Source organism: Streptomyces sp. NPDC031225 (assembly GCF_055570355.1).
In genome coordinates, this window is sequence record NZ_JBVIHJ010000002.1 from 344259 (window position 1) to 362932 (window position 18674).

Sequence of the window (18674 nt, forward strand, 5' to 3'; positions counted from 1 at the left end):
AAAGGGGAAAGCGGTACCGGGACGGCGGCGACGTACGGCAGGATCCTCGAATGGAGCGTGTACGTGATGTCTCTGAGCTGCCGAAAGCCCATCTGCACCTGCACTTCACCGGTTCGATGCGGCCCGCCACCGTCCTGGAGCTGGCCGACAAGTACGGTGTGCGGCTGCCCGAGTCGCTGACCGAAGCACTGACCAGCGGGGAGCCCCCGAAACTGCGGGCCACGGACGAGCGGGGCTGGTTCCGGTTCCAGCGGCTGTACGACGCGGCCCGCTCGTGTCTGAGGGAGCCCGACGACATCCGGCGGCTGGTGCGGGAGGCCGCGGAGGAGGATGTCCGCGACGGTTCGGGGTGGCTGGAGATCCAGGTCGACCCGACGTCGTACGCCCCCATGCTCGGCGGGCTGATCCCGGCGCTGGAGATCATCCTGGACGCGGTGGAGACGACCTCGCGCGAGACCGGGCTCGGGATGCGGGTGCTGGTCGCCGCGAACCGGATGAAGCATCCGCTGGACGCCCGCACGCTGGCCCGGCTCGCGGTGCGGTACGCGGACAAGGGCGTGGTCGGCTTCGGGCTGTCGAACGACGAACGCCGGGGCATGGCAAGGGACTTCGACCGGGCCTTCAACATCGCGCGCGAGGGCGGGCTGCTGTCGGTGCCGCACGGCGGTGAGCTGGCCGGGCCGTCGTCGGTCCGGGACTGCCTCGACGACCTGGACGCGAGCCGGATCGGTCACGGCGTGCGGGCGGCCGAGAACCCGCGGCTGCTGAAGCGGCTGGCGGACCGCGGGGTGACGTGCGAGGTGTGTCCGGCGTCGAACGTGGCCCTCGGTGTGTACGAGAAGCCGGAGGACGTCCCGCTGCGGACCCTGTTCGAGGCGGGGGTGCCGATGGCGCTGGGCGCCGACGACCCGCTGCTGTTCGGGTCCCGGCTGGCCGCGCAGTACGACATCGCCCGGCGGTATCACGGCTTCTCGGACGCGGAACTCGCTGAACTGGCACGGCAGTCGGTACGGGCTTCGGCGGCACCGGAGGACATGAAGACCAAGATGCTGTCCGGGGTGGACGACTGGCTCAGTGGTCCGGCCTCTTGACGTGCCTTCGGCGCCCGTCGGCTACAGGCTCACGCCCACCGTCACCGGTTCGTTGACCAGGGTGATCCCGAAGGTGTCCCGTACGCCCGCCACGACCTCCCGGGCCAGCGTGAGGAGGTCCTCGGTGGTGGCGTCGCCCCGGTTGGTGAGGGCGAGGGTGTGCTTGGTGGAGATGCGGGCGGGGCCGGTGCCGTAGCCCTTGGTGAAGCCGGCCTTGTCGATGAGCCAGGCCGCGGAGGTCTTGGTGTGGCCGTCGCCCGCGGGATAGGCGGGCGGTACGGCGTCCTCGCCGAGGTGGTGCTTCACGCGCGCGTGGAACTCCGCGAACTGGGTGTGCGTGAGGATCGGGTTGGTGAAGAAGGAGCCTGCCGACCAGGTGTCGTGGTCGTCGGGGTCCAGGACCATGCCCTTGCCCGCGCGCAGCTTCAGGACGGTTTTGCGGGCTTCGGCGAGGGGGACGCGGTCGCCGGGTTCCACGCCCAGGGCGCGGGCGGTCTCCGCGTACTTGACGGGCGCGGAGAGGCCGCCGGCGTCCTCCAGGTCGAAGAGGACGCGCAGGACGACGTAGCGGTCGGGGTCTTCCTTGAAGCGGCTGTGCCGGTAGGAGAAGGCGCACTCGTCGTTGGTGAGGGTGACGGTCTCGCCGCTGCGGCGGTCGTAGGCGATGACCTCTGTGATGCGGGAGGACACCTCCTGGCCGTAGGCGCCGACGTTCTGGATGGGGGTCGCGCCCGCGGAGCCGGGGATGCCGGCGAGGCACTCGATACCGGCGAGTCCGGCCTCCACGGTGCGGGCGACGGCGTCGGTCCACACTTCGCCGGCGGCGAGCGTCAGACGGGTACCGGCGAGTTCGTGGCCCTTGGTGCCGATGACGAGCGCGGTGCCCTCGAACCCCTTGTCCCCGATGACGAGGTTGGACCCACCGCCGATGACCAGAAGCGGGGTGCCGTCGGCGTCGGCCTCGCGGACGGCCTCGATCACCTCGGCGTCGGTCGTCGCGGTCACCAGGCGGGTGGCGGGGCCGCCCAGGCGGAAGGTGGTCAGCGGGGCGAGGGGGGCGTCGTGTCGTTCCTGCACGCGCTACAGCCTACGGTTCGGCGGCGGCCGCGCGCGTGCCCCGGGTCGGGGTGCGGGGAACCGCGCGATCACCGGCACGGCGGACGGCCCCGCCCTCGCGGGCGGGGCCGTGGCGGCACCGGTTCAGCGGGCGATCGTCTCCAGGGGCCGGGTCTCCTCGGCAGGGGCGGTCTCCGCGGCCCGTGCCGCCCGCTTCCGCGAGGGGATCAGAAGGACCGCGATCCCGGCGGCGGCCACCACCGCGCTGCCCGTCATCAGGGCCGGCCGCAGTCCGTCGACGAAGGACTGGCCGCTCTCGTATCCACCCTGCGCGGAGAAGATCGACGCCATGATGGCGATGCCCAGCGCTCCGCCCACCTCCCGCAGCGCGTTGTTCGCCCCGGAGGCGATGCCCTGCTCCGCCGGCAGGACACTCGACATGACCAGGTTGGACGCGGGGGCGAAGAACAGCGCCATGCCGATGCCGCTGATGATGAGACCGGGGAGCTGCGCGGCGTAGGACACGTCGACGGTGACCACGGACGCCATGTACGCGAGGCCCGCCGCCTGGAAGAAGAGGCCCGTGGCCACGACCGGCCGGCCGCCGATGCGGTCGGAGAGGATTCCGGCGACGGGTGCGACGAGCATCGGCATGCCGGTCCAGGGAAGCATCCGCAGGCCCGCCTCGGTGGGCGAGTAGCCGAGGACGCCCTGCATGTACTGGCTGAGCAGGAAGATCGAGCCGAACATCCCGAGGAACATCAGCAGGCTCGCCGCGTTGATCCCGGAGAAGGCGCGGGAGCGGAACAGCCGCATGGGGAGCATGAGGTTCTTGGCGCGTGTGCTGTAGAGGATGAACGCGGCGAGCAGTGCGGACCCGGCGAACAGGGCGAGGAGGACCGGGGCGTCGGTCCAGCCGTCGGACGGGCCGCGGACCAGGCCGAACACGATACCGAAGAGACCGCCGCTGGCGAGCAGTGTGCCGGGGATGTCGAGCCGTGCTCCGGCGCCGTGGGACTCGGCGAGCCGCAGGCGGGCGAGCGGGAGGAGGGCGAGGCCGAGCGGGACGTTCACCCAGAAGATCCACTGCCAGGAGATGTGCTCGGTGAGGCTGCCGCCGATGAGGGGGCCTGAGGCCACGGCGAGCCCGTTGACGGCGCCCCAGATGCCGTACGCCATGCCGCGCTTGGCGGCGGGCACGGCGGCCGTGAGGAGGGTGAGAGTGAGGGGCATCATGATCGCCGCTCCCACTCCCTGTATCGCGCGGGCGACGATGAGGGAGTCGATGCCGGGTGCCAGGGCCGCGGCCGCCGAGGCGCCGGTGAAGATCGTGAGGCCCGTGAGGAAGAGGCGGCGCCGGCCGAACCGGTCACCGAGGGCAGCGCCGGTCATGAGCAGGACGGCGAAGGTGAGCGTGTAGGCGCTCACCGTCCACTCCAGGTCGTGCAGCGCCCCACCGAGGTCATCCCGGATGGAGGGCAGAGCGGTGGTGACGACGAGGTTGTCGAGGGCCGCCATGAATCCGGCGACGCTGGTGATGACGAGGGCCCATACGGCTCCCCCGCGACGTGTGGTCGGTGCGGTCGGCCCGGCGTGCTCTTGCTGTGACATCGCTCCCCCAGCGGGTGATTAGTTAGTGATTACTAAGTTTCACGATCATGGAAAGGCCCAGACGGTGAGGCGCCTGCGGCACCCCGCCATGCAGGCTCAGCGCTCCAGCCGGCCCTTGAGCCGGGCTGAGGGATACATCCCCTCCCAGACCCGGTGCTCCGGCGGAAAACCCATGGCCACCTGGCAGTTGATGAGCATTCCGAAGGCCAGGAAGACCGTCGTCTCGTTGGCGTCGGCGCCGAGCGGCAGATGGACCGTCTCCCACAGCCGCATCCAGCCGGCCCGGACCACCTCGCCGAACTCGTGGTCGCCCTCCTGCTCGGCGGCGCCCACGGCGACGTACATCTGCATCTGCATCATCAGCCACTCGGGCCGCTCCGAGATGACCCGGGTGTACGCGTCCGCCATGGCGTGCAGGGCTTCCTCGCCCTCCAGCCCCTTGGACGCCTCAGCGAAGGTGCGGATGGTCTCCTCCACGCAGCGTTCGGCGGCGGCGAGGAAGATCGCCTTCTTGCCCGGGAAGAGCCGGAAGAGATACGGCTGCGAGACCCCGACCCGTTTGGCGATCGCCTCGGTCGAGGTGCCGTGGTAACCACCGCGGGCGAACTCGGTCGTCGCCGCGCGGATGACGCTCTCGCGCCTCTCCTCTGCACTCATCCTGGCCATGCGGCTAAGTTAGTACTCAATCACTAACTTGGCAAGAGGCCGAGTACGCGTCACAAGAAGCCGAGTGCGCGCGACTGGAACTCCCATCCGGAACGGCCCACCCCCGCCGATCGTTGTCGCAGGCAGGGGGCCACAACGCCGTAAGGGGCGCCCCACCATGGAGGGCACCCCTTACCGCAGCGCAGTGCACCAACCGACCTGGCTCACCTCAGCGTCAGGCGTCAGGCGTCAGGCGTCAGGCGTCAGGCGTCAGGCGTCAGGCGTCAGGCGTCAGGCGTCAGGCCAGTCGTACGACCGCCCGCGACATCCCCAGCACCTTCTGCCCCGCGCTGGTCGCCGTGAGGTCCACGCGGACCGTGTTGTCGTCCAGCTTGGCCGCGACCTTGGCACTGACCTCGATCGTGGCGCCCTGGTCGTCGTTCGGGACGACGACGGGCTTGGTGAAGCGCACGCCGTACTCGACGACCGCGCCCGGGTCGCCGGTCCAGTCGGTGACCACGCGGATCGCCTCGGCCATGGTGAACATGCCGTGCGCGATGACGTCCGGCAGTCCGACCTCCTTGGCGAACTTCTCGTTCCAGTGGATGGGGTTGAAGTCCCCGGAGGCGCCCGCGTACTGAACGAGGGTGGCGCGGGTCACGGGAAAGGTCCCGGCGGGCAGCTCGGTGCCGACCTCGACGTCGGAGTAGGAGATCTTCGCCGTCATCTGCTTCCTCACGCCCCCTCTGCCGCGCGGGCGACGAGCTTCGTCCAGGCGGTCACGACGTGCTCGCCGGCCTCGTCGTGGACCTCGCCGCGGATGTCCAGGATGTCGTTGCCGGCCATGGACTTGATGGCCTCGATGGTGGAGGTGACGGTCAGTCGGTCACCGGCACGCACCGGGCGGACGTACGCGAACTTCTGGTCGCCGTGCACGACCCGGCTGTAGTCCAGGCCGAGCTGCGGGTCCTGGACTACCTGCCCCGCGGCCCTGAAGGTGATCGAGAACACGAAAGTCGGCGGGGCAACGACGTCGGGGTGACCGAGCGCTTTGGCTGCCTCCGGGTCCGTGTACGCGGGGTTGGTGTCCCCCACCGCCTCGGCGAACTCGCGGATCTTCTCCCGGCCCACCTCGTAGGGGGCGGTGGGCGGGTAGGTCCGCCCCACGAAGGACTGGTCGAGCGCCATGGGCTCGGCACCTCCTGCTTGCTCTACTGACCGGTATCGGGTCGTTCAACGACGCGAGGCCGCCCCCGATCTCTCGGGGACGGCCTCGTGTACGAGCCTGATTTATCGCGTTTCGCGGTGCGCGGTGTGCGCGTTGCAACGCGGGCAGTGCTTCTTCATCTCCATTCGATCCGGGTTGTTACGCCGGTTCTTCTTGGTGATGTAGTTCCGCTCCTTGCACTCCACGCAGGCCAGCGTGATCTTCGGGCGGACGTCGGTGGCAGCCACAGGAGTGCTCCTTGACGAACGGATGGGACGTTGAACGCATAAAAGAGTAGCCGATCGAAGGACCGACCCCGCAATCGGCTACTGTCAGTAGCGGTGACCGGACTTGAACCGGTGACACAGCGATTATGAGCCGCTTGCTCTACCGACTGAGCTACACCGCTGTGATGCGATCGGTTCCCGCCTTGCGACGGGAACCTTTCACACCAGAGCCCCAATACGGAATCGAACCGTAGACCTTCTCCTTACCATGGAGACGCTCTACCGACTGAGCTATTGGGGCGAGCGATGAAGACATTACACGCTCCGCCGCCGTTCACCCAAATCCGTTTCGCGGCGCCCCGCACGCCTTGATCCACGGCCTTCCCGGCGGCCTCAACCGCCCCTCCCGCACGGCGGACCACACCGGTACGACTATTGCGCTCCTCCCCGTGACGAGCGGATCACCGTCCTAGGCTCGACTCACTCTGCGTGATCTTGCGTCCCCTGCGCGGTTCCGGTGGTTCCGAGCTCGCGCAGCCCCCGAGTCCCTGGAGCGCGATGCCTGACAGCCAGCCGCAGCCGCACCACTCCTCGTCCTCTTCGCCGGGTCCTTCGTCGTCGGGCCGGTCCGAGGGAGCCGGTCTCCTGCTGTGCGGGGCGCGGCTCACCGACGGCCGGACCGTGGACGTACGGCTGGGCGGCGGGCGGATCGAGGCGGTCGGGACTGCGGGGAGTCTGGCCGCGGGCGGCACGCACGCGCGTGGGGCGCGGGTGGATCTCGGCGGCTACCTGCTCCTGCCGGCTCCGGCCGAGCCGCACGCCCACAGCGACACAGCGCTGTCGGCCGACGCCGAGGGACCGGTCTCCCACGACCCCCACGACGTCCAGCGCCGGGCCACCGAGGCCGCCCTGCTCCAGCTCGGGCACGGGGCGACCGCGGTGAGGGCACACGTGCGCGTGGGTGACGTCCAGGGGCTGCGCGCGCTGGCCGCCGTACTCCAGGCACGCCGTTCGCTGCGCGGGCTCTCCGAGTTGACGGCCGTGGCGATGCCGCGGGTGCTGACCGGGGTGGCCGGGGCCGAGGGGCTCGCGATGCTGCGGGACGCCCTGAAGATGGGCGCCTCGGTGGTCGGTGGCTGTCCGGATCTCGACCCTGATCCGACGGGCTACGCGGAGGCCGTCCTGGAGGTGGCCTCCGAGCACGGCTGCCCCGTCGACCTGCACACCGACGCCGCCGACCCGGCCCGGCTGGCCCGCCTCGCGGCCATGGCCGGCGGGCTGCGCCCCGGCGTGACCCTGGGCCCCTGTGCCGGGCTCGACCGGCTGCCCGCCGAGGTGGTGTCCCGGACCGCCGACCAGCTCGCGGCGGCCGGGGTCGCCGTGGTGTGTCTCCCGCAGGGCGGCTGCGGGGGCGTCGACCGGCGGGGAACGGCTCCGGTACGGCTGCTGCGCGCGGCCGGCGTCCAGGTGGCGGCCGGCAGCGGAGCGCTGCGGGACGTGTCCAACCCGGTGGGGCGCGGCGACCCGTTGGAAGCCGCGTACCTCCTCGCCTCCCGGTACGCACTGCGCCCCGAGGACGCCTACGACTCGGTGAGCACGTCCGCCCGGGCCGTCCTCGGGCTGCCCGAGGTCCGCGTGGAGGCGGGCTTTCCGGCCGAGTTGCTCGCGGTACGCGGCGACCGCCTGGCCGGCGCACTCTCCCTCGCCTACAGCCGCATCGTGGTGCACCGGGGGCGTGTGGTGGCACGGACGAGCGCGGTGCGGGAGTACTGCAACTCGGCCGCGACGACGGCGACCGCCGCAGAGGCGGGGCTGCCGCGTCAGGGGCGGGGGCAGGTGTCGTAGGAGAGCCGGGGTCGGTGGGGGTCCGGGGTGTCGTAGCGGCGGGTGTCTGTGGCTGTCCAGGCGCATGGGGAGTCGCGCGGCCGGTTCCCCCAACGGCCCGTGGCGGCGCGGCGACCAGTCACAGCGATCCGGTCCGGCGACCTCGGCCGGAGGCCATGCGGCGGTTGTGGCTGTTCGGGCGTACGGTCGAAGACATGCGCATTGTCATCGCTGGTGGTCATGGTCAGATCGCGCTGCGGCTTGAGCGGTTGCTCGCCGCGCGAGGCAACGAGGTGGCGGGCATCATCCGCCGCGCGGAACAGGGCGACGCTCTGCGGGACGCCGGTGCCGAACCGGTCCTGCTGGACCTGGAGTCGGCCTCGGTCGAGGAGGTCGCGGCCTCTCTGCGGGGCGCGGACGCGGCGGTCTTCGCGGCGGGCGCGGGCCCGGGCAGCGACGCGGCCCGCAAGGAGACGGTGGACAAGGCGGCGGCGGTGCTGTTCGCGGACGCGGCGGTCCAGGCGGGCGTGCGGCGCTTCGTGATCGTGTCGTCCATGGGCGCGGACCCGCGGCACCAGGGCGACGAGATCTTCGATGCCTACCTGCGCGCCAAGGGCGAGGCCGACGCCTATGTGAGCGGCCTGGACGCCCTGGACTGTACGATCCTGCGCCCCGGCGCGCTCACGGACGACACCGGCAAGGGCCTCGTACGCCTGGAGGCACAGACCGGCCGGGGCTCGATCCCGCGCGACGACGTGGCCGCCGTACTCGCGGAGTTGCTGGACACGCCCGCGACCGCCGGGCTGTCACTGGAGCTGATCAGCGGGTCCACGCCGGTGTCGGTGGCAGTGAAGTCGGTGGCGGGCAACTGACGGCGACCGCCGCACAGCGCCGCCCGCGTGGCGGCGCTGTGCGGCGGGTGTACGCGGATGTACGTGCTCCTCGTGACGGGGAGTTCTACGGCCACGGCAAAGGCTTCAGGGCGGGAGCGCTCGCGACCATGCACGCCTGGACGCCTTTGTGACGTGCTGTCCGGTGCTTGACGCGGACTGGCCCGAACGGGGCACGGCAGTTCGCGTCGGGACTGCTCGCGTATGGCTGGAAGGGCCGCGGTCAGGCGGTGACGCGAGGGCGAGGACTGGCGGCTGGCGGCTGGCGGCTGGCGGCTGGCGGCTGGCGGCTGGCGGCTGTGGAGCCTGCGCCGTGTGGACGCCCGGTCAGGTCGGGACCGCGCAGGGGGCGGCGGTGTCAGAACAGAGGGAGCTGGCCGGGTACGACGGGGACTGCGTACCCGTCCAACGACGGCTGCACCGCTTCGAGTTCCGCCTGCCTGCGGGAACCCTGGCACGAGACCAACTGACCTTTCTCGCGCGCTCCCGGAGGGTCGTGCCGGGCGAAGCGGCCGGCGACCACGGCGATCTCGCGACGGCATTCGGGGCAGAGCCTTCGGCGACTTGACATGCAGTCAGTGTGCCCCGAGCGGACGGAATTCTTACGTCCGGATCGACGGGCGCCACGCACTCTCGTGAGGGGCTGAGCGAGCCCGGGGTATGGGCCGTGATGCGGAGGCTGGTCGACGACCCAGAGGGGGCGGATCAAGCGCTCGGGCCACTGGTCGCCGTGCTGGCCGGGCTGCACAGGGCTTGGGCCTCCTCGTGGCCATGATGATCGCCACCGGGCTGACCACGGGGTGGCCGGCCGGCCTTGCCACTCGCACGTCTCGCGCTCGGCGTGACCGGCTTCTCCTGCTCGATCCTCTGGACGCGTCACCAAGCCGCGGCCCGCTACCGCCACACGCGCTCCGCGCTTAGGGAAGAGAGCGAACGCGTGTCCTGACCCATGCCAGGCCGCCCGGCTGCCCACCCGCCCAGCCGCTCGGTGAGAAACGCCACGTACCAAAGCGTCCCAGTACACGAAAAGACCCCCTACGCGCTGCGTTTCCGCAGTTCGGAGGGGGTCTTTCTCTCAGCGTGGCGGCGCCAGGGTTCGAACCTGGGTAGGCTGAGCCGGCAGATTTACAGTCTGCTCCCTTTGGCCGCTCGGGCACACCGCCGGGGTTGCTGCCCTTCGAACCGTCTTTCGGCGGTGCTCTGTGGCAACGACGTAAACAATACCCGATGCCGAGGGGTGCTCGGCCACCTGATTGATCTGCGCCCGGAGGGCGTGGGATGGCTAGGCTTGGGCGGATGCGGCCCCGGTCCACGCCGGGTTCGGCGCCCGCCCCCACGTACGCCGATACGCATCCCTACGCACGCCGATACGCACCCCGATACAAGGAGCCACAGGACATGGCCGACTCCAGTTTCGACATCGTCTCGAAGGTCGAGCGGCAGGAGGTCGACAACGCCCTCAACCAGGCCGCCAAGGAGATCTCGCAGCGCTACGACTTCAAGGGCGTGGGTGCGTCGATCGGGTGGTCCGGTGACAAGATCCTCATGGAGGCGAACTCCGAGGACCGGGTCAATGCCGTCCTCGACGTCTTCCAGTCCAAGCTGATCAAGCGCGGGATCTCGCTGAAGGCGCTCGACGCGGGTGAGCCGCAGCTCTCCGGCAAGGAGTACAAGATCTTCGCGTCGATCGAGGAGGGCATCTCCCAGGACAACGCGAAGAAGGTCGCGAAGATCATCCGTGACGAGGGTCCGAAGGGCGCGAAGGCCCAGGTGCAAGGCGACGAACTGCGGGTCAGCTCGAAGAGCCGGGACGATCTCCAGGCCATCATCGCCCTGCTGAAGGGCAAGGACTTCGACTTCGCGATCCAGTTCGTGAACTACCGGTAGGGCAGCGGACCGTCCGTACGAGGAAGGGTGGGCACCTGGCCGGTGCCCACCCTTCTCGCCTGCTGGCTGCGGTTCGGGGATGTCAGTCGCGCGAGTTGCCGAACAGGAGACGGTAGGCGATCAGGAGCACGAGCGAGCCGCCTATCGCGGCGGCCCAGGTGGCGCCGTCGTAGAAGCTCTTGGTGACCGGGTGGTCCAGCCAATGGGCCGCTATCCAGCCGCCGATGAAAGCGCCTGCGACGCCGATGAGGGTCGTCCCGATGAAGCCTCCCGGGTCACGGCCCGGCAGCAGGAACTTGGCGATGGCTCCGGCCAACAGCCCGAGGATGATCCAGCCGATGATGCTCATGCCCTGAACCTGCCCTTCCGCGCTGTGCCCGCACTGTCCGACGACTGTGATCTGCATCCATCCCGGCAGACCGTGCGGATTCTCCGGCGCATGGGTCGTACGGCGTACTGGTACGGCTTGGGTGCTGCGGCCGTCGTGCGGGTGTTCGCGCCTTGTCGCTGAGAAGGACGTCAGGCCCACGCCCCGCGGTTGCACGGGATCAGTAGGGTGCGGCTCATGACACGTTCCGGTGCCGAACTGCGGCGCACGCTGGGAGTGAGTGACGCCGTCGTCATCGGGCTCGGTTCCATGATCGGTGCGGGGATCTTCGCCGCCCTCGGGCCCGCGGCGCACGCGGCCGGGTCCGGACTGCTGCTCGGGCTCGCGGTCGCAGCCTTGGTCGCCTACTGCAACGCCACCTCCTCGGCGCGCTTGGCCGCCCTGTATCCGGCCTCCGGCGGCACGTACGTGTATGGACGGGAACGGCTCGGTCCGTTCTGGGGTTATCTCGCGGGCTGGTCGTTCGTGGTGGGGAAGACGGCCTCCTGTGCGGCGATGGCGCTGACGGTGGGGGTGTACATCTGGCCTGGCCAGGCCCATGCCGTGGCCGTCGTGGCCGTGGTGGCACTGACAGCCGTGAACTACGGGGGGATCCAGAAGTCCGCCTGGCTGACCCGGGCGATCGTCGCGGTGGTTCTCGCTGTCCTCGCTTCCGTGGTGGTCGTGTGCCTGGGGTCCGGGGCGTCCGAGGCCGGGCGGCTGAACGTGGGGGCCTCGGGCGGTGTGGGCGGGGTACTGCAGGCGGCCGGTCTGCTGTTCTTCGCGTTCGCGGGATACGCGCGCATCGCGACCCTGGGTGAGGAGGTACGGGATCCCGCGCGCACCATTCCCCGCGCGATCCCCCTGGCTCTGGGCATCACGCTGGTCGTGTACGCGGGTGTGGCGGTGGCTGTCCTTTCCGTGCTGGGTGCCGACGCTCTGGGGCGTGTGGACGCGCCGCTGGCCGAGGCGGTGCGGCAGGCAGGGGTGGCGGGGCTCGTGCCGGTGGTGCGGGTGGGTGCCGCCGTAGCCGCGCTCGGCTCGCTGCTCGCCCTGGTTCTGGGTGTCTCACGGACGACGCTGGCCATGGCCCGTGACCGGCATCTGCCCGGCGCCCTGTCCGCCGTGCACCCCCGCTTCCAGGTACCGCACCGGGCCGAACTGGCCGTGGGCGCGGTGGTCGCCGTCCTCGCCGCCACGGTGGACGTGCGAGGCGCGATCGGGTTCTCCTCCTTCGGTGTGCTCGCGTACTACGCGGTGGCCAACGCGTCGGCCTGGACGTTGGGTTCGGCTCCGGCGTCCAAAGTGGTGCCGGTGGTGGGGCTGCTCGGATGCGTGGTGCTGGCGTTCGCGCTGCCGGGGGCTTCGGTGGCTGTGGGTGCGGGGGTGCTGGTGGTGGGGGCAGTGGCGTATGGCGTACGGAAGTGGTGGGCGGCGCGGTAGGTCGGTCGGCGGCGGTGCCCCCTGCAGGGGGCGTCAGGGCGCCTGGGCCGGCGACGCCGTGCGTATCCGGAACTCCGTCCAAGGGGTCATTTCCAGGTCCTCGTTCATCTCCTCGTACCAACCCGTGCCGTCGACCCAGGTCTGCAGCCAGTCCGTGAGGGCGGGGGCGTCCACGAACCAGGAGTGGTCGCAGTCGCCGGCGTTCGGCTCGAAGAAGAGGACGGTGGCTTCCGGGCTGTGGCAGTCCACGCACGCGTACATCGCGCAGCCCCAGTGGGATATGGGCAGGACGCCCTCGGGCCAGGGCCAGTCCGGGTCCTTGCGGCCGCCCTTGCGGTTGGCGAGGTACTGCACGACGGCGGCGGGCTCACCGGCCGGAGGGCTGTCGAGCAGGGGCAACAGGCCGTACTCCGGGCCGAATCCGCCGTCTCCGATCCGCAGGTACAGGTCGGCGAGCAGCGGGGGCAGGCGGAAGCCCAGAGCGGCCTCGGCGCGGGCCAGGGCGGCCGCGTCCACCCGCTCGGGGAGGGAGGTCCAGCCCCACGGACGGGTGGTGCGGGCCTTGTCCGCCACCCGTGCCAGCAACTGCTCGCTCTCGGTCATGCATTCATGATGCAGGGCGGCACTGACAGTCGGGCAGACCTGTGGACAACCGCCGGGTTGTGGAAAACCTCGGGTCAGGCGAGGCGGACGGCGACGCGATCGCCCTCGGCGAGGTAGGCGAGGAGTTCCGCGAAGGCCGGCGGGCGGTGAACGGCGTGCGGGGTGACGCCCAGGCATCCGCGGGCGACTTCGGAAGCGTGCCAGATCAGGTTGAGCGGCGGTGCCGCGCCCCAGCGGCCTCCCAGGCAGTCGTCCAGGGCGTCCAGACCCCAGCCGAAGTATCCACCGGGGCCGTTCACCGCCTCGCCCAGGGCGCAGAAGAAGCCGGGCACGTCGGTGATGTGGCGGCCGTCGAGGTGGTACGTCGTGCCGGGCGGCCGGTCCTGGCCACCCGGCACATGGTTGTGGAGCGCCGTGCGAAGCCAGAACTCTCGGCCCTCGGCATCGCACAGCGCCCACTTGTTGGGTTCCGCGGGCCGCCCTTCGGCCCACAGCTCCCACACCTCGCCGGCCACGAAGGGCGGTCGTTTCGACCACGGGTCGAGGGTGAGGTCGACCAGAGCGGGACCGCGAGCCGACGGGATCCAGGCCCGCAGCTCGCCCTCGGCCGCGGACTGCACGGGCCGGCCGGACGCGTCGATGCGCAGGACCTTCGCATGGCCGAGGTCCTCCTCCCCCGCGTCCAGCGCGGCCCTGAGGGCGCCCCGGGGTGAGCAGCCCAGCAGGCGCAGTGGAGGCCCCATGGGCTCGTCCGGGTCCTCGTGCACGCAGGCCATGTCGCGGCAGGTGCCTTGCGGTTCGCCGTGGGCGCCCAGCAGGCGGTAGCCCGGGGACAGCCGTCGGCGCCGGGGGTGGTCGTAGAGGTCGTGGTCGGGTTGCGTGCCCTCGATCGTGATGTCCCGCAGCGTCAGATCGCGGGCGCAGGGGCGGTCGCCGATGACGCGGACGTCCTCCAGATACCACTCACCGACCGATATGCCGTTCCTGTCGAGGATTTCCAGGGTGAGGCACCCGAGGGGTGCCGATCCTTCGGCACGCACGCGTGGGAGGGCGTCTTTCAGCTCACCCTCGGGAGCGCAGCCGACGAGTTCGTGAACCTCCCGGAGCGGAGGAGGCGGGTCGGCGAAGAGATCCTCGGCGTCCTCGCACACGGCCCAGGTCTGCTCGTAACCGTCCTCGCCCTCGAACTCGGTCTCCCGGTCGTAGCACAGCAGGATGTATTTCGGGGCGCCCACTCCCCGGCCCACCCCTCAGCGGGTCGCGAACGGCTCGTCCGTGCGGACGATTTCGCGGCCCAGCGGGAACAGGGACACGGGGATCAGCTTGAAGTTGGCGATGCCGAACGGGATGCCGATGATCGTGACGCACAGGGCGATGCCGGTGACGATGTGCCCGATGGCCAGCCACCAGCCGGCCAGCACCAGCCACAGGACGTTGCCCACGAATGAGGGCGCGCCCGCGTCACGGCGCTCGACCGTGGTGTACCCGAAGGGCCACAGGGCGTAGACGCCGATCCGGAAGGCGGCGAGGCCGAAGGGAATGCCGATGACCGTGATGCACAGCAGCGCACCCGCGACCAGGTAGGCGAGGAACAGCCAGAAGCCGCTCAGGAAGAGCCAGATGACGTTCAGGATGGTTTTCACTGGGGGCGACCTGCCATCTTCTCGAGCCGGGCGATGCGCTCCGCCATCGGCGGGTGTGTCGAGAACATCTTGGACAGTCCCTGGCCAGGGCGGAAGGGGTTCGCGATCATCATGTGGCTTGCGGTCTCGATGCGCGGTTCGGGGGGCAACGGCAGCTGTTTGGTGCCTGTTTCGAGCTTGCGCAGGGCGCTGGCGAGCGCGAGGGGGTCGCCGGTGAGTTGGGCGCCGGACGCGTCCGCCTCGTACTCCCTGGAGCGGCTGATGGCCATCTGGATGAGGGTGGCCGCGAGCGGTCCGAGAGTCATGATCAACAGCATGCCCAGGAGTCCGGGGCCGTCATCGTCGTCGGAGCGGCCGATCGGGATCAGCCAGGCGAAGTTGACCAGGAACATGATCACGGAGGCGAGGGCTCCGGCGACCGACGAGATCAGGATGTCGCGGTTGTAGACATGGCTGAGTTCGTGGCCGATGACCCCGCGCAGTTCGCGCTCGTCCAGGATGCGCAGGATGCCTTCGGTGCAGCACACTGCGGCGTTGCGCGGATTGCGGCCGGTCGCGAACGCGTTGGGTGCCTCGGTCGGGGAGATGTACAGGCGCGGCATCGGCTGGCGGGCCTGGGTGGAGAGGTCGCGGACCATGCGGTACAGGGCCGGGGCCTCGAACTCGCTCACCGGGCGGGCGCGCATCGCGCGTAGAGCCAGCTTGTCGCTGTTCCAGTACGCGTACGCGTTGGTGCCCAGCGCGATCAGGACGGCCACGACCAGCCCCATGCGGCCGAAGAAGCTGCCGATGACGATGATGAGTGCGGACAGTCCCCCGAGGAGGACTGCGGTCCTGAGCCCGTTGTGCCGGCGGTGCACGGTACGCCCTCCAAGTGGTGCAGCAGGGGAACCCTTTGCTTGCTGGTCTCCGATGTCTTGCGATGCCACCGGTCCGTGGTGCCACGTCCAGTGGACCTTCCCATCCTGCTCAACGCCAGGCGAGGGTCACTAGTTCCCTTGTGCGTACGCAGGCCCAGGTGGGCCGTACGGGTGAGGGTTCAGGAGAGGGGGCTCAGAAGAGTCCGGTGTCGGTGAAGCGCAGCACCAGTTGGGGTGCGCCCGAGAGGGCGATGCCGAGGACTCCGGTCAGGGCGAGGGCGGCGGTGAGGGGGGCGGGGACGCGGTGGGCGTCGGGTTCGCCTTCGGGGGCCCGGAACAGCAGGGTCGTCCACTGGAGGTAGTAGAACAGCGCGATCACGACGTTTACGGCCATGACCACGGCGAGCCAGCCGAGTCCCGCGTCCACGGCCGCCGAGAAGACGGTGACCTTGGCGAACAGGCCGATGATGCCGGGCGGCAGCCCCGCCAGGCAGAGCAGGAAGAACGCCAGGAGCAGGGCGGTGAGCGGGTTGCTCGCGTAGAGGCCGCGGTAGTCCGTGATGCGGTTCGCGGCCTTCGTACGGCCGACCAGTGCGGCCACCGCGAAGGCGCCGAGGTTCACGGCGGCGTACATGAGGGCGTAGGCGACGGTGGAGCCGACGGACCGTTCGGCGTCGTCGGAGTACGCGGCGGCGGCGATCGGGACGAGGAGGTAGCCGGCCTGGCCGACGGACGACCAGGCGAGCAGTCGTACGGCGCTGTACGCGCGTGTGGCCTGCTGGCGCAGGGCGCCGAGGTTGCCGACGGTCATGGTGAGGGCGGCGAGTGCGGCGAGCGCCGGGCCCCAGACGTCGGCGTACGACGGCAGCGCGACGACTGTGACGAGGATCAGGCCGGAGAAGCCGACCGCCTTGCCGACGACCGACAGGTAGGCGGCGATCGGGAGGGGGGCGCCGACGTAGGTGTCGGGCACCCAGAAGTGGAAGGGGACGGCGGCGGTCTTGAAGGCGAAGCCGACGAGGGTGAGGACGACACCGGTCTGGGCGAGGGTGTGGAGCTGGCCGTCGACGTGCTGGATCCGGTCGGCGACCTGGGTGAGGTAGAGGGTGCCCGTGGAGGCGTAGACGAAGCTGATGCCCATGAGGCCGACCGCGGTCGCGGTGACCGAGGACAGGAAGAACTTCAGGGCCGCTTCGGACGACTTTCTGTCGCCGTGCCGGATGCCGACGAGGGCGAAGGCGGGCAGGGAGGCGACCTCCAGGGCGACGATCAGGGTCGCCAGGTCGCGGGAGGCGGGCAGGAGGGCGGCGCCGGCGGCGGAGGACAGCAGCAGGAACCAGTACTCCCCTTCGGGGAGTCTCTTGTCGGCGTCCTTGAGCGTGGTGACCGACAGGAGGGCCGTGAGGAGTGCGCCGCCGAGGACGAGGAACTGGATGACGAGTGTGAAGCGGTCGGCCGTGTAGCTGCACACACGTGTGTCGCCGGTCAGACAGAAGGTGCTGCGGTCGCCGTCCAGGAGGGGCAGCAGCAGGAGGGCTGCAGCGGCCAGGCCTGTTACCGACAGCCAGCCGAGCAGGGCCTTCTTGTGCTCGCCGAGGAACAGGTCGGCGACGAGGACGACGAGTGCGACGACCGCTGCGATGGTGGGCGGCGCGATGGCGAGCCAGTCGACGGACTGGACGAGGTTCGCGGCCAGCGGCTGGGCCGAGGAAGCCAAGGGCTGGGCGGAGGAGGCCAGGATGCTCATCGGTTGCCTCCTGCGAGGAGCTGCTGCACGACCGGGTCGGTGAGGCCGAGGAGAACCTTCGGCCACAGGCCCGCTACGACGGTGAGGGCGACCAGAGGGGTCCAGGCCGCGAACTCGTACGTGTGGACGTCGGCGAGGTGCGGGGCGTCCTGCGGTACGGCGCCCATACAGACGCGGCGGACCACGACGAGCATGTAGGCGGCCGTCAGGAGCGTTCCGAACGCGCCGATCGCCATGAAGGTCAGGAAGGCGGGGCGGCTCAGCTCGTCGGCGGGTTCGAAGGCGCCGAACAGGGCCAGCATCTCGCCCCAGAATCCGGCGAGTCCGGGCAGGCCGAGCGAGGCGACCGCGCCGAAGGCGAGCAGCCCGCCGAGGCGTGGGGCCTTGCCGTACAGGGCGGCGCCGGTCTCCTCGGCCAGGGTGTCGAGATCGGTGGTGCCCGTGCGGTCCTTGAGCGCGCCGACGAGGAAGAACAGGAGGCCGGTGATGAGGCCGTGGGCGATGTTGGCGAACAGGGCGCCGTTCACGCCGGTCGGGGTCATCGTGGCGATGCCGAGCAGGACGAAGCCCATGTGGCCGACGGAGGAGTAGGCGATGAGGCGCTTGAGGTCGCCCTTCGCGCCCCGCTTGGCGAGGGCGAGGCAGGCCAGGGATCCGTAGATGATCCCGACCACGGCGAAGGCGGCGAGGTAGGGCGCGAAGTCGCGGAAGCCGTCGGGTGCGATCGGCAGCAGAATGCGGACCAACCCGTACGTGCCCATCTTCAGCAGGACGCCGGCCAGCAGGACCGAGCCGACGGTCGGGGCGGCGGTGTGGGCGTCGGGCAGCCAGCTGTGCAGCGGCCACATCGGGGTCTTGACGGCGAGCCCGATCCCGATCGCCAGAACGGCGATGACCTGCACGGATGTGGTCAGTGACCGGCCGTTGTCAGTGGCGAGTGCCACCATGTCGAATGTGCCCGCCTTGATCCCGATCAGGAGCAGGCCGAGCAGCATGACGACCGAACCGAGCAGTGTGTAGAGGATGAAGCGCCAGGCGGCGGCCTGTCGCTGCTCACCGCCCCAGCGGGCGATGAGGAAGTACATCGGGACGAGCACCATCTCGAACGCGAGGAAGAACAGCAGCAGATCGAGGACGGCGAAGGTCGCGAGGGTGCCGGACTCGAGGACGAGCACCAGGGCGACAAAGGCCTTCGGAGTGGGGCCCGCAGGCATCTTGAAGTAGGAGTAGAGCGCGCAGAGGAAGGTCAGCAGCGCGGTCAGGACCAGAAGGGGGAGGGAAATGCCGTCGATGCCGAGGTGGATGCGCACGTCGAGCGCGGGAATCCAGCTGATGTCCGTCGTGGCCTGCATCTTCGACGGATGGTCGTGGTCGAAGCCGAGCGCGAGGACGACCGCGGCGATGAGGACCACACCGCTGACCGTCACGCCGTGCCGCAGCACGGCCTGCTCGGGTGACTTCCCCTTCAGTCCGGGCGGAGCCGGCAGGAGAGCCGTGACGGCGCCGAGGAGCGGGCCGGCCACGACGAACGCCAGAAGGAACTGCATCACGGACTCGTTGATATCGATCACGC

General features: G+C 70.2%; 19 protein-coding genes and 3 tRNA genes. 5 read left to right on the plus strand and 17 right to left on the minus strand.

Annotation, left to right across the window (positions count from 1 at the left end; translation table 11 throughout):
- Window positions 1-50 precede the first annotated feature (50 nt).
- Window positions 51-1091, plus strand: coding sequence for an adenosine deaminase (locus ACZ48Z_RS04425; protein WP_468734261.1), 1041 nt, complete (start codon window positions 51-53; stop codon window positions 1089-1091).
- A 21-nt stretch (window positions 1092-1112) separates the two neighbouring features.
- Here ACZ48Z_RS04425 and ACZ48Z_RS04430 read toward each other — a convergent pair whose 3' ends face one another.
- From ACZ48Z_RS04430 to ACZ48Z_RS04465, 8 genes are all read right to left on the minus strand, one after another.
- Window positions 1113-2168: a UDP-N-acetylmuramate dehydrogenase gene (locus tag ACZ48Z_RS04430; RefSeq protein ID WP_468734262.1), complete on the minus strand. Its 1056-nt coding sequence runs from the start codon at window positions 2166-2168 to the stop codon at window positions 1113-1115.
- Window positions 2169-2291: 123 nt separating this feature from the next.
- Window positions 2292-3758, minus strand: coding sequence for an MFS transporter (locus ACZ48Z_RS04435; RefSeq protein ID WP_468734263.1), 1467 nt, complete (start codon window positions 3756-3758; stop codon window positions 2292-2294).
- Between the two features lie 96 nt (window positions 3759-3854).
- Complete coding sequence (locus ACZ48Z_RS04440) at window positions 3855-4424, minus strand: TetR/AcrR family transcriptional regulator (RefSeq protein WP_468734264.1); 570 nt, start codon at window positions 4422-4424, stop codon at window positions 3855-3857.
- 277 nt (window positions 4425-4701) lie between these two features.
- Window positions 4702-5130, minus strand: a complete 429-nt coding sequence (locus ACZ48Z_RS04445; RefSeq protein WP_468734468.1) for a MaoC family dehydratase — start codon at window positions 5128-5130, stop codon at window positions 4702-4704.
- A gap of 8 nt (window positions 5131-5138) precedes the next feature.
- Window positions 5139-5591 (minus strand): FAS1-like dehydratase domain-containing protein, encoded by a 453-nt coding sequence (locus ACZ48Z_RS04450; protein ID WP_389096420.1) that lies wholly within the window; start codon window positions 5589-5591, stop codon window positions 5139-5141.
- Between the two features lie 102 nt (window positions 5592-5693).
- Entirely contained in the window at window positions 5694-5858 is a 165-nt protein-coding gene (gene rpmG, locus ACZ48Z_RS04455) for a 50S ribosomal protein L33 (protein WP_018834916.1), read from the minus strand.
- 88 nt (window positions 5859-5946) lie between these two features.
- Window positions 5947-6019, minus strand: a tRNA-Met gene (locus ACZ48Z_RS04460).
- A gap of 46 nt (window positions 6020-6065) precedes the next feature.
- Window positions 6066-6138, minus strand: a tRNA-Thr gene (locus ACZ48Z_RS04465).
- A gap of 257 nt (window positions 6139-6395) precedes the next feature.
- Here ACZ48Z_RS04465 and ACZ48Z_RS04470 point away from each other — a divergent pair.
- Both ACZ48Z_RS04470 and ACZ48Z_RS04475 read left to right on the plus strand, forming a co-directional pair.
- Window positions 6396-7682, plus strand: a complete 1287-nt coding sequence (locus ACZ48Z_RS04470) for an amidohydrolase family protein (RefSeq protein WP_468734265.1) — start codon at window positions 6396-6398, stop codon at window positions 7680-7682.
- Between the two features lie 194 nt (window positions 7683-7876).
- Window positions 7877-8533 carry an NAD(P)H-binding protein gene (locus ACZ48Z_RS04475; RefSeq protein WP_468734266.1) on the plus strand — a complete coding sequence of 219 codons (657 nt, stop codon included), beginning with the start codon at window positions 7877-7879 and terminating at the stop codon, window positions 8531-8533.
- A 376-nt stretch (window positions 8534-8909) separates the two neighbouring features.
- Here the strand turns inward: ACZ48Z_RS04475 and ACZ48Z_RS04480 are convergent, their stop codons facing one another.
- Window positions 8910-9122, minus strand: coding sequence for a hypothetical protein (locus ACZ48Z_RS04480; protein ID WP_468734267.1), 213 nt, complete (start codon window positions 9120-9122; stop codon window positions 8910-8912).
- A gap of 510 nt (window positions 9123-9632) precedes the next feature.
- A tRNA-Tyr gene (locus ACZ48Z_RS04485) sits at window positions 9633-9714 on the minus strand.
- Window positions 9715-9949: 235 nt separating this feature from the next.
- On the opposite strand from ACZ48Z_RS04485, the gene ACZ48Z_RS04490 reads away from it, so the two are divergent.
- A complete protein-coding gene (locus tag ACZ48Z_RS04490; protein WP_468734268.1) occupies window positions 9950-10438 on the plus strand; it encodes a YajQ family cyclic di-GMP-binding protein in 489 nt (162 codons plus the stop codon).
- Window positions 10439-10520: 82 nt separating this feature from the next.
- Here the strand turns inward: ACZ48Z_RS04490 and ACZ48Z_RS04495 are convergent, their stop codons facing one another.
- Complete coding sequence (locus ACZ48Z_RS04495) at window positions 10521-10787, minus strand: GlsB/YeaQ/YmgE family stress response membrane protein (RefSeq protein ID WP_468734269.1); 267 nt, start codon at window positions 10785-10787, stop codon at window positions 10521-10523.
- Window positions 10788-11003: 216 nt separating this feature from the next.
- Here ACZ48Z_RS04495 and ACZ48Z_RS04500 point away from each other — a divergent pair, with 216 nt between their 5' ends.
- On the plus strand, window positions 11004-12248 hold the full coding sequence (locus ACZ48Z_RS04500) for an APC family permease (RefSeq protein ID WP_468734270.1): 1245 nt from the start codon (window positions 11004-11006) through the stop codon (window positions 12246-12248).
- Between the two features lie 33 nt (window positions 12249-12281).
- Here ACZ48Z_RS04500 and ACZ48Z_RS04505 read toward each other — a convergent pair whose 3' ends face one another.
- The 6 genes from ACZ48Z_RS04505 to ACZ48Z_RS04530 all read right to left on the minus strand — a co-directional run bounded on the left by ACZ48Z_RS04505 (window position 12282) and on the right by ACZ48Z_RS04530 (window position 18672).
- Entirely contained in the window at window positions 12282-12851 is a 570-nt protein-coding gene (locus ACZ48Z_RS04505) for an SMI1/KNR4 family protein (protein ID WP_468734271.1), read from the minus strand.
- Window positions 12852-12925: 74 nt separating this feature from the next.
- The gene (locus ACZ48Z_RS04510; RefSeq protein WP_468734272.1) at window positions 12926-14086 is read right to left on the minus strand and encodes a barstar family protein; all 1161 of its coding nucleotides are present in this window, start codon (window positions 14084-14086) and stop codon (window positions 12926-12928) included.
- Between the two features lie 15 nt (window positions 14087-14101).
- Window positions 14102-14494 carry a YccF domain-containing protein gene (locus tag ACZ48Z_RS04515; protein WP_468734273.1) on the minus strand — a complete coding sequence of 131 codons (393 nt, stop codon included), beginning with the start codon at window positions 14492-14494 and terminating at the stop codon, window positions 14102-14104.
- Complete coding sequence (htpX, locus tag ACZ48Z_RS04520) at window positions 14491-15354, minus strand: zinc metalloprotease HtpX (protein ID WP_468734274.1); 864 nt, start codon at window positions 15352-15354, stop codon at window positions 14491-14493. Before htpX ends, ACZ48Z_RS04515 begins: the two co-directional genes overlap by 4 nt.
- 193 nt (window positions 15355-15547) lie before the next feature.
- Window positions 15548-17101 carry an NADH-quinone oxidoreductase subunit N gene (locus ACZ48Z_RS04525; RefSeq protein WP_468734275.1) on the minus strand — a complete coding sequence of 518 codons (1554 nt, stop codon included), beginning with the start codon at window positions 17099-17101 and terminating at the stop codon, window positions 15548-15550.
- A complete protein-coding gene (locus tag ACZ48Z_RS04530) occupies window positions 17098-18672 on the minus strand; it encodes an NADH-quinone oxidoreductase subunit M (protein WP_468734276.1) in 1575 nt (524 codons plus the stop codon). The genes ACZ48Z_RS04525 and ACZ48Z_RS04530 overlap by 4 nt, the downstream gene beginning before the upstream one ends.
- Between the last annotated feature and the right edge of the window lie 2 nt (window positions 18673-18674).